Raw genomic sequence first — 8,722 nt, 5'->3', positions numbered from 1 at the left:
GACCAGTCCGAATGATCATCATATCGTCGTTCGGTGATCACGTCGTGTACGACGTGTCGCCGCCGTCTGCGCCCTGGGCGCGGCCTGCACCGCCCTCGCCGCACTCGCCGCCTGCACGGCGCCCGCGCCGCCCCCGGCCACCCGCGTCCGCCCCTGGCACGGCCTCCCCCGCCGCACCGCCGTCGCCCGGCCCGCCCACGCTCGCCCCCGGACCGGCCGGTGTGACCCCGGTCTTCGAGCACGGCCCGCGCGGCGGCGACAAGACCCTCGCGCTCACCTTCGACGCCGACATGACCGCCGCCCAGGGACCGCGGGCGGCCGCCGGGGAGCGGTTCGACAACCCGGGGCTGATCGCCGCGCTGCGGGAGCTGAAGGTGCCGGCCACCGTCTTCATGACGGGGCGGTGGGCCGAGCAGTACCCCCGGCAGGCGCGCGCCATCGGACGGGATCCGCTCTTCGAGGTCGCCAACCACTCCTACAGCCACTACGCCTTCACCGGCGGCTGCTACGGACTGCCGACCGTGGGCGAGGAGCGGATGCGGGCCGACGTGCGACGGGCGTACACGGCGTTGCGGAGGGCGGGGGTGACGGACCCGATGCCCTACTTCCGCTTCCCCGGGGGCTGTTACGACCGGCGCGCGCTGCGGAGTCTGGCCTCGGCCGGTGTCACCGCCGTGCAGTGGGACGTGGTGGGCGGGGACGCGTTCGCGACGGACGCGGACGCGGTGGCGCGCGGCCTGCTGGCCGGGGTGCGGGCGGGGTCGGTGGTCGTGCTGCACTGCACGCGCAGCGCCGCCCCGACCACCGAGGCGGTGGTGCGCCGCACGGTGCCCGAGCTGCGCGAGCGCGGCTTCCGGTTCGTGAAGGTGTCCGCCCTGATCGGGGCGGCGGGCGGACGCCGCTGAGCGTCCTACGCTGGAGGCATGAGCGAGGACTACTGCACGATCACGGACGCGGTGAAGCCTCCCCCCGCGGACGGGCCGCCGTACGCGCAGTGCGTGCTGTGCCGGGAGCAGACCGAGTACCCGGAGTCGTACAAGGGGATCACGCTGTGTCCGGTCTGCGAGTGGCAGGAGGCGCAGCGCACGGCCTGTTCGGGGTGACCGGTGCGGGCCGCCGGGCGGCTTCCGGCGCCCCGTAGGGTGGCGTGGTGAGCCTTGACGCGACGTCCGCCGACGACAGCCCCTTCCGGTCCGAGCCCGGCGCGCGGGACCGGGCACCGCAGTTCGTGCTCCCCCTCGTCGTACGGATCGAGCGCGCCGCTCCCCCGGCCCGCACCGACGCGCTGGAGACCTCCGCCCGCGCGGTGCTGGTGTTCCTCTCCGACGAGCGGTCCGCGGGCGGGGGCGAGTGGGCGGAGGCGGTGCGCGACTGGCAGGACGCGCGGATCCGCAAGGTGGTGCGGCGGGCGCGCGGCGCGCAGTGGCGGCGCGCGGAAGCGCTGCCCGGGATCACCGTCACCGGCGCCTCGGCCGAGGTGCGGGTGTTCCCGCCCGTGCCGCTGGACGCCTGGCCCAAGGACCTGGCCAAGCTCCAGGTGTCCGGTACGGACCTCGACGACCCGGAGCCGGCCACGGACGCGGACCCCTCGGCGCCGGTGCTCTGGCTCAACCCCGAGCTGGGCATGTCGGCCGGGAAGGCGATGGCGCAGACCGGGCACGGGGCCCAGCTCGCCTGGTGGGAGCTGTCGGACGGGGAGCGCGCGGCGTGGCGCGACGCCGGGTTCCCGCTGGCCGTACGGACCGCCCCGGCCGCGCGCTGGGCCGAGCTGACGCACGCGGGTCTGCCGCTGGTGCGCGACGCGGGGTTCACGGAGATCGCGCCCGGGATAACTCTTGCTGTCGAAGGGCATCACCGTGTCGGTTCTCTACCGCGCTTGCGACGGCCGTGAAGTTGCTCTGCGTGGGCGTCTCGGACAGTCGCAGGGCACACCCCCGGCCGCCGCGCGACACCTGAGGCGGGCTCAGACGTCCCAGGCGTCCGACGGGTCGTCCAGCCACGCACGCTGGCCCTGGGGGCCGACCGTGAGGCCGAGCCGCTCGTAGCCGGGCTTCCCGGCTCCCCGCCACCAGTCCAGCGCGGCCGCCACCTCGTCCCAGAGCCGGCGCGGGCCGGACTGCCACACCGGCGCCTCCCGTCCGCCGTCCTGGAACATCACGCAGGCCCACGACCGGTCGCCCAGCCCGTAGAACCACACGGGCCGCGCGCCGTTGCGCCTCTCCGCGACCTGGTGCCGGCAGTCCCGGACCCGCAGCCCCAGCACGAACCGCCGGCCGGTGAACGGCCCGGTGTCCAGCAACTCCTCCTCCGTGATCCGGGTCACCGTGCGGTCGGCGCCCTCCAGCCCCTTCGTGACGTACGCGTCGTGCCCGGCGAACTCGCCGCGCTGCGCGCGCAGCTTCATGAACTCCACGGGGCCCGTGAACCTGCCCGAGGCCGTCTTGCCGTCCCCGGCGACCTCCAGGCGCACGGTGGCGTCCTCGTTGCTGAAGTGCGTGCCCCACGGGGCGAGGATGAGCCCGCCGGGCCGGGTGTCGCGGACCCATGCGGCGGGGACCGCCCGCACACCGGCCGTGGCGATGGTCCGGTCGTAGGGCGCCCCGGGCTCGTCGCCGTCCGCGCCGTCACGTTCGAGGACCAGCAGGGGGGTGCCGAACCGCGCGCAGTTGTCGCGGGCCGCGGCGGCCACGGCCGTGTCGATCTCGATGCTGACGACGTTCTCCCGGCCGACTCGCTGCGCGAGGAGCGCGGCGTTCCACCCGGTGCCGGTCCCGATCTCCAGAACCCGGTGGCCTGCCTTCACGTCGAGGTCGCGCAGCATCCGGAACACGACGGACGGCATCGACGCGGACGATGTCGCCGTGACGCCCCGCCCGGTGCCGCGGCCGTCGTCCCACTGCGTGACGACGGGGACGTCCGAGTCGGCGTACGTGAACCACAGTCCGGGCTCGTCGCGCAGGTCCACGGAGACGGACGTACCGCTGTCCATGTCGTACGGCCAGATCCGCCGGGGCAGGAACGCCGACCGGGGCACGGCCGCGAAGGCCAAAACCCAGTCGGAGGTCAGTGCCCCGCGCTCCAGGAGGGAGCGGCCCAGCTCGGTCCGCCCCTCCTCCACTCCGTCGAGTGTCATCTCAGCCGGATCAGCCGACGCTCTTCGGGCCGCCGTCGGGGGACGGCGGGTCCTGCGGACCCGGCCACGGCTCGCCCGGCAGACCGTCACCGCCCTCCCCGCCACCGCCGGCCATAAGGTCGATCACCAGTTGACTCATCGTCGTCTCCTCGTCGTCCGTGCTGTCATCGTGCAAGCCGCCGTCCGCGGAGGGAAGGCGGCACCTCCCGCCGGAGCCTTGCGAAGCTCCGGCGGACGGCGTCCTGGGTGCGACCCTGACCCGGTGGTCGCCGCGGGGCCCTGTGCGCCGGGCAAGGCGGGCGGCGTCAGCGGCGGGGGCGGCCCGTGCCGACGCAGGCCGCGTGGATGCGGCCCGACGCCTTCGCACCCCCGGAGGGGCCTTCGGTCTCGTACGGCACGACCGGCCGGCCGTCGTCGAGCGGCTTGTCGCAGGCGAGGCACATGCGTGCGCCCGTGAGTGTGTCGTAGTGGTCGCACAGGGCCACGACGGAACGGGCGAGGCATCTCACGCGCTGCGTCTCACCGTTCAGGCCAGCGGCCTCCGGCATGCTCAGCCGCAGGCGCGCCTCGTCGACGCAGACCATGGCCACCCGCCCGGGGACGTCGTACGGCGGCAGGCCGGCGGCCAGCAGCCCGGTCTCGTGGATCAGGTGCTCCAGGAAGGCCGTGAGGTCCGCGGACCAGAGCCTGAGGTTCTCGTGACGGGGCAGGGTGCGCTGGTCGAGGAACCAGGCCGCGGCCGCGCGCATGGTCGCCACGCTCGGCGCGTGGCACTGCGCCTGATCCTGGGCGGCGGTCACCGGACTGCCGCCGCCCGCTCGGCGCGGTGGCGGGGGCAGCGGCAGGGCGGATAGCCGCCCCGGTTGTCCGGCAGCTCGGACGGCGGCTTGACCCGCCTGGTGCCGCTGTCCGCCGTGATGCGTCCGTCCCGCGTCACGGTGTAGACGCGAATCGTCATCGTGTCCCCGCTTTTCGGGGCTGTAGCGTTGTTCATGTCGACTCCAACCAGTCGGCCATCCCCGGGGCCGGTAGCGGCCGCCGGGCTTTGCTGAACCTCAAGGACACTCATGTCGACAGCTCCGCCCCCGACCGTCGGCCGAGCGCGTCGGGGTCGGTGAGCCAGCTGTCCTCGCCGGGGCAGACGCGCCAGCGCGGGCCGGGCCCCGTCGTGCACCGGGCGGGTGGGATCGCCACGCTCGACCCGGCGCCGAGCGCGCGGGTGTCCGCGACGTCCCAGCCGGCGGTGGCCGGGAGTCCCCGCGTCACCGGTTCGTCCCTACCTGCGCCCACAGCCCGCACTCGTCCGTGGTGAGCCCGGAGAGATGGCACAAGCCGTCGATGATCTGCCAGCCGGGGCCGTGGCTGTAGAGCACGGGCAGCGGGTCCTGGCCGTAGGCCGTGATTCGGATGCGCGCGCCGGCCGTCGAGAGGGTCATCTCGATGACGGAGGCGCCCGCGCCGAGCACGGCGACGTACAGCTCGTGGGCGATGAGGGGGGCGTCGGCGTGACTCACGCAGCGGGCGGTCCACAGGCGTACGTGCCCGGCCTCGATGGGCTCGGCCTTGAAAACTTTTCGCCATGTATGACCCGACTCGGGCATAGCTGTCCCCCGGAGACAGACGGTATCTGAATACGGATACGTGCTTTGTGTATTCAGATTGTCGGGGCGATTGGCGTTGGTCAAGCGGAACGGGAGAGTATGCGTATACACATTGACGCGATCAGTGGAGTCGGGAGTATCGCCGTGGCACAGCCTGAGTACCTGCGCATCGCTGCCGACCTGCGCCGACGCATCGCGCCGGGCGGCGAGTTCGAGCCCGGCGACCGCATCCCCACCCTGCCGGACCTGTGCGCCCACTACGCCGTCTCAGAGATCACCGTCCGCAACGCCATCCGGCTGCTCGTCGGTGAGGGCCTGCTGGAGTCCCGCGCCCGCGCGGGCACCCTCGTGAGGAAGCGCCCGGCCATCCACCGGATGCCCGCCGACCGGTACCGGCAGACGCCCGGCACCAGGTCGACGCCGTACACGAAGGATCAGGGGATCTCCTGGTCCGAGTACCGGCTCGACAAGAAGTTCGAGCGGGTCCAGGCAGACGCCAAGCTCGCCGCGCTGTTCGAGTGCGAGGCGGGCGAGCGGCTCCTCGCGAGACACTTCGTTTTCTACGACAACGACCAGCCCACCCAGATGTCCACGAGCTACGTGCTCTGGTCGGACGTGGGCAGCACACCTGTCGCCGACCCCATCAACGAACCGTGGCCGGGCGGTACCCGGGCGCAGATGTCGTCCCTGGGTATCCGCGTCACGGAGATCAGCGAGTCGTTCCAGGCGGGCATGCCCACCGAGGTGGAGGCGGGGACGCTGCGGATCGGCTCGGGTGTGCCGGTACTGCGGTACACCCGGCGGCACATCGCCGACACCGGCCGGGTCGTCGAGGTCGCGCACCCGATCGTCCGCCGCGGTGACACCACCATCGTCGACTTCCGCATCCGGCTGGAGGATTGAGGAGTACGGCTCCATCCGGCTCCGGACGCACGAATGCGGCCCCCGCCCTCCCGAAGGAGAGCGGGGGCCGCATGGTGGTCAGCGCCAGGGCGACAGGTCGAGTTCGGCGGGCGGCTCGGGTGCCGGGCCTGCCGGGGTGTCCGGGCCCACCCGGCGCGCCCACTGGAGCAGGTCGAGGTACGCGCGCGTCAGCAGCCGCCGCTGCGTTCGCTCTTCCTGGACCTCGCGGTCGAGCCTGTCGGTGATCGCCCGGAAATTTTCCCTGCGGTTGGTCGCACGGGACTGGCCCCACGACAGCAGGCCCACGAGCAGGGCGACCGCCCCGCCGGCAAGCGCCCCCGCATCCATCAGCGGACCCTCTTCCTCAGGTGCGGCGCCGGCGGGTCGTCCATGCCGGCCACCAGGACGACGCCGATCGTGAAGGCGCCCCACCCGCTGGCCGATCCGACGGCGGGCGGGTAGGTGCCCGCCGAGCAGGCCCGCGCGGCCACGGAACTGGACGTGCTGGCCGTGCGCGGCCTCGGGCTGATCGGCCTCAACGATTCCTTGCTGCGCGCCTGCCTGCCGCGAGAACAGGGCGGCAAGGGCCTGCGGATCCGGTTCGCCCTCCTTGACCCCGACAGTGAAGCCCTGGCGCGCCGGGCGGCGGAGATCGGCGAGTCCGCCGAGTCCCTCGCTTCCGGGGTACGGCTCACCGAAGCGCGGTTGCGCGAGCTCGCCGACGCGGGCGACATTGGCGTATGGCGGTACCGGATGCTCCCGACATGGCGTCTCGTCCGGACCGACGGGACCATGTTCGTCAGCGTGTTCGATGCCGGGTGGGAAGGGCACGAGTCGGCGCTGTACAAGGTGATGGAGACTCCGCACGGTCCGCTGTACCGCGGCTTCCGGCGGATGTTCGAGGCGATCATTGGCGGCGCAGAGCGCACAGTCTGACGGGGAGGTCCGGCACATGATCGAGGCAGAGTTGAAGGCACGCGTCCACGCACCCGAACAGGTCATGCGGCAACTGGACGAGCGCGCGACCGCGCGCACCGAGGTGTACCGGGACACGTATTACGACCGGCCGGACGGCTCACTGGAGAAGGCGGGCGAAGAACTGCGGGTGCGCACGGTTCACGGCGCCGACGGCACGCGCACGGTCCTGACGTACAAGGGCGCGGCCGTCGACGAGGAATCCGGGTCGAAGCCGGAGCACGAGACCCGAGTCGACGACGTGGACCAGGCGCACGCCATCCTGCTCGGCCTCGGCCATGTGGAGCTGATCGCCTTCGAGAAGCGATGCCGCAACTACGACTTCGCCGCGCGGGGCCGGCAGATGCTCGCCACGCTCGTGCGGGTCCCCGAGATCGACGGGACCTACCTGGAGGTCGAGACGCTGGTCGACGAGCAGGATCTCGCGGCGGCCATGGACGACATCCGGGCGGTGCTCGCCGAGTTGGGCATCGTCCCGGAGGACCTGACGCGGGAGACGTACACGGGTGTCGTCGCCGCGCAGCGGCGCTGAGCGGCGACGGCACCCGTCCAGGGGCCCCGCCGCCCGTCGGCGGCGCGGAGTCCGCGCGTCGCCCTGTTCGGCCAGCAGGCGCCAGCACAGCGCGCGGAGCGCACACCGGGGACGTGCTCCCCTCGAAGCAGACCGGCCGCGACGGGCGGCAGCTCGTGCCGACCGAGCCGGCCGCGTGCTCCCTGGGCAAGACCCCGAAGCAGTTCCGCGACTGGGCACGCCGACGCACTCTGCGCTGCTGGACCGAGCTGCGCCGCCCGCTCCGCGCCGTGCCCGTCCTTGAGGCAGCACTCGCCCGCTACGACGACGCGCACGCCCGCGACAAGAGCCTGTACCTGTCGTGGCTCGCTGACTCGTACCTGACCGCCGGCGAGGTCGAGCAGGCGGCCACGGTTACCGGCCACGCGGTCGCCCTCGCCTCGGAGGTGGCATCGGTGCGTCCGCGGGAACGGCTCGGGTGCCGGACGTCCCAGCGCGCTGCGGCGGACGGCGGGCCGCTGAACGTCCGCGGCGTCCCGTGCGTACGGCCTCACGCGACGGTTCGCGGCGGGTGCCGCGCGGGCCGGGCCGCGGCCCCACCTCAAATGTTGCTCTGAAGGTGTCCGCCGGGCGGTTCGGGCGGCGCGCGCGGGGTCATACCCCCGACACGTCCGGGGGGACGGGACCGCGGGTACCGAAGAGGCCGAGGAGGGGACGATGGAGCGACTGGGGACGGGGATCGGGTGGCGTCCGGAGATCGCGGACGCCGTGGAGCGCATGCCGGGCGTCGACTGGGTCGAGGCGGTCGCGGAGAACGTCTGCCCCGGGCATCTTCCGGAGTCGCTGGTACGGCTGCGGGAGCGCGGCGTCAGCGTCGTCCCGCACGGTGTCTCCCTGGGGCTGGGCGGCGCCGGCCGGCCCGACGCCGGCCGGCTCGCGGCGCTCGCCGAGCGGGCGGAGGCCCTGGGCTCGCCGCTGGTGAGCGAGCACATCGCGTTCGTCCGGGCGGGCGGGGCGCTGACCGCCTCGCCCGCGCTGGAGGCCGGGCACCTGCTGCCCGTGCCGCGCACCCGGGACGCGCTCGACGTGCTGTGCGAGAACGTCCGGATCGCGCGGGACGCGCTGCCCGTGCCGCTCGCCCTGGAGAACATCGCCGCGCTGATCTCGTGGCCGGGCGAGGAGCTGACGGAGGGGCAGTTCCTGTACGAACTCGCCGACCGCACCGGGGTCCGCCTGCTGATCGACGTGGCCAACCTGTACACCAACCAGGTCAACCGGGGGGAGGACCCCTCCGAGGCGCTGGCGGAGCTGCCCCTGGAGGCCATCGCCTACGTCCATGTCGCGGGCGGCTTCGAGCGGGACGGCGTGTGGCACGACAGCCACGCCCACCCCGTCCCGCCGCAGGTCCTGGACGTCCTCACCGATCTCGCAGCCCGGGTGTCCCCGCCGGGGGTGCTGCTGGAGCGGGACGAGAACTTCCCCGAACCGGCCGAGCTGGAGCGGGAGTTGGGGGCGATCCGGGAGGCGCTGGTGAAGGGTTTCGCCGGACGGCCGGCGCCGTCGCGGGCCGAGGCGGCACGCCCCGCGCGCCGGGAGGCC

At 73.5% G+C, this 8,722-nt stretch carries 15 protein-coding genes; 8 read left to right on the top strand and 7 right to left on the bottom strand.

The annotated features are described in order from the left end of the window. The first annotated feature begins 221 nt into the window (after positions 1–221). From SZN_RS32930 to SZN_RS32920, 3 genes are read left to right on the top strand one after another with little or no spacing between them, the layout of a single operon-like run. Positions 222–905, top strand: coding sequence for a polysaccharide deacetylase family protein (locus SZN_RS32930; RefSeq protein ID WP_007503634.1), 684 nt, complete (start codon positions 222–224; stop codon positions 903–905). Between the two features lie 18 nt (positions 906–923). Next, positions 924–1,103: a hypothetical protein gene (locus SZN_RS32925; RefSeq protein WP_007503632.1), complete on the top strand. Its 180-nt coding sequence runs from the start codon at positions 924–926 to the stop codon at positions 1,101–1,103. Between the two features lie 44 nt (positions 1,104–1,147). Next, complete coding sequence (locus SZN_RS32920; protein ID WP_007503630.1) at positions 1,148–1,891, top strand: aminoacyl-tRNA hydrolase; 744 nt, start codon at positions 1,148–1,150, stop codon at positions 1,889–1,891. A 72-nt stretch (positions 1,892–1,963) separates the two neighbouring features. Here SZN_RS32920 and SZN_RS32915 read toward each other — a convergent pair whose 3' ends face one another. From SZN_RS32915 to SZN_RS32900, 6 genes are all read right to left on the bottom strand, one after another. Continuing rightward, the gene (locus tag SZN_RS32915; protein ID WP_007503629.1) at positions 1,964–3,133 is read right to left on the bottom strand and encodes a methyltransferase domain-containing protein; all 1,170 of its coding nucleotides are present in this window, start codon (positions 3,131–3,133) and stop codon (positions 1,964–1,966) included. A gap of 10 nt (positions 3,134–3,143) precedes the next feature. After that, complete coding sequence (locus SZN_RS41690; protein WP_007503627.1) at positions 3,144–3,308, bottom strand: hypothetical protein; 165 nt, start codon at positions 3,306–3,308, stop codon at positions 3,144–3,146. 130 nt (positions 3,309–3,438) lie between these two features. Further along, a complete protein-coding gene (locus SZN_RS37960) occupies positions 3,439–3,882 on the bottom strand; it encodes a DUF6415 family natural product biosynthesis protein (protein WP_244313459.1) in 444 nt (147 codons plus the stop codon). A gap of 47 nt (positions 3,883–3,929) precedes the next feature. Then, positions 3,930–4,127: a hypothetical protein gene (locus tag SZN_RS41105; RefSeq protein WP_139063640.1), complete on the bottom strand. Its 198-nt coding sequence runs from the start codon at positions 4,125–4,127 to the stop codon at positions 3,930–3,932. Between the two features lie 71 nt (positions 4,128–4,198). Beyond that, entirely contained in the window at positions 4,199–4,399 is a 201-nt protein-coding gene (locus SZN_RS32905; protein WP_007503622.1) for a hypothetical protein, read from the bottom strand. After that, positions 4,396–4,647: a hypothetical protein gene (locus SZN_RS32900; RefSeq protein ID WP_007503620.1), complete on the bottom strand. Its 252-nt coding sequence runs from the start codon at positions 4,645–4,647 to the stop codon at positions 4,396–4,398. The genes SZN_RS32905 and SZN_RS32900 overlap by 4 nt, the downstream gene beginning before the upstream one ends. A gap of 231 nt (positions 4,648–4,878) precedes the next feature. Between SZN_RS32900 and SZN_RS32895 the strand changes: the two genes are divergently transcribed. After that, the gene (locus tag SZN_RS32895; protein WP_007503618.1) at positions 4,879–5,637 is read left to right on the top strand and encodes a GntR family transcriptional regulator; all 759 of its coding nucleotides are present in this window, start codon (positions 4,879–4,881) and stop codon (positions 5,635–5,637) included. 78 nt (positions 5,638–5,715) lie between these two features. Here the strand turns inward: SZN_RS32895 and SZN_RS32890 are convergent, their stop codons facing one another. Continuing rightward, positions 5,716–5,985, bottom strand: a complete 270-nt coding sequence (locus SZN_RS32890; RefSeq protein ID WP_007503615.1) for a hypothetical protein — start codon at positions 5,983–5,985, stop codon at positions 5,716–5,718. 114 nt (positions 5,986–6,099) lie between these two features. Here SZN_RS32890 and SZN_RS32885 point away from each other — a divergent pair, with 114 nt between their 5' ends. From SZN_RS32885 to SZN_RS32870, 4 genes are all read left to right on the top strand, one after another. Next, entirely contained in the window at positions 6,100–6,573 is a 474-nt protein-coding gene (locus SZN_RS32885) for a hypothetical protein (protein ID WP_007503611.1), read from the top strand. Between the two features lie 16 nt (positions 6,574–6,589). After that, on the top strand, positions 6,590–7,144 hold the full coding sequence (gene cyaB, locus SZN_RS32880) for a class IV adenylate cyclase (RefSeq protein WP_007503610.1): 555 nt from the start codon (positions 6,590–6,592) through the stop codon (positions 7,142–7,144). A gap of 113 nt (positions 7,145–7,257) precedes the next feature. Beyond that, positions 7,258–7,740: a hypothetical protein gene (locus tag SZN_RS42970; protein WP_007503609.1), complete on the top strand. Its 483-nt coding sequence runs from the start codon at positions 7,258–7,260 to the stop codon at positions 7,738–7,740. Between the two features lie 100 nt (positions 7,741–7,840). Further along, positions 7,841–8,722, top strand: an 882-nt coding sequence (locus SZN_RS32870) for an MbnB/TglH/ChrH family RiPP precursor modification enzyme (RefSeq protein ID WP_007503608.1), incomplete at its 3' end; no start/stop codon positions are given.

Source organism: Streptomyces zinciresistens K42 (assembly GCF_000225525.1).
Taxonomy (GTDB): Bacteria; Actinomycetota; Actinomycetes; order Streptomycetales; family Streptomycetaceae; genus Streptomyces; species Streptomyces zinciresistens.
Note: the sequence above shows the minus strand (reverse complement) of the source record. Positions and strands in the feature narration are given on the sequence as shown.

Excerpts from the sequence above, each read along its gene's own strand:
- SZN_RS32925 (WP_007503632.1), top strand. The coding sequence starts at position 924 with ATGAGCGAGGACTACTGCACGATCACGGACGCGGTGAAGCCTCCCCCC.
- SZN_RS32915 (WP_007503629.1), bottom strand. The coding sequence starts at position 3,133 with ATGACACTCGACGGAGTGGAGGAGGGGCGGACCGAGCTGGGCCGCTCC.
- SZN_RS37960 (WP_244313459.1), bottom strand. The coding sequence starts at position 3,882 with ATGCGCGCGGCCGCGGCCTGGTTCCTCGACCAGCGCACCCTGCCCCGT.
- SZN_RS41105 (WP_139063640.1), bottom strand. The coding sequence starts at position 4,127 with ATGAACAACGCTACAGCCCCGAAAAGCGGGGACACGATGACGATTCGC.
- SZN_RS32890 (WP_007503615.1), bottom strand. The coding sequence starts at position 5,985 with ATGGATGCGGGGGCGCTTGCCGGCGGGGCGGTCGCCCTGCTCGTGGGC.
- cyaB (WP_007503610.1), top strand. The coding sequence starts at position 6,590 with ATGATCGAGGCAGAGTTGAAGGCACGCGTCCACGCACCCGAACAGGTC.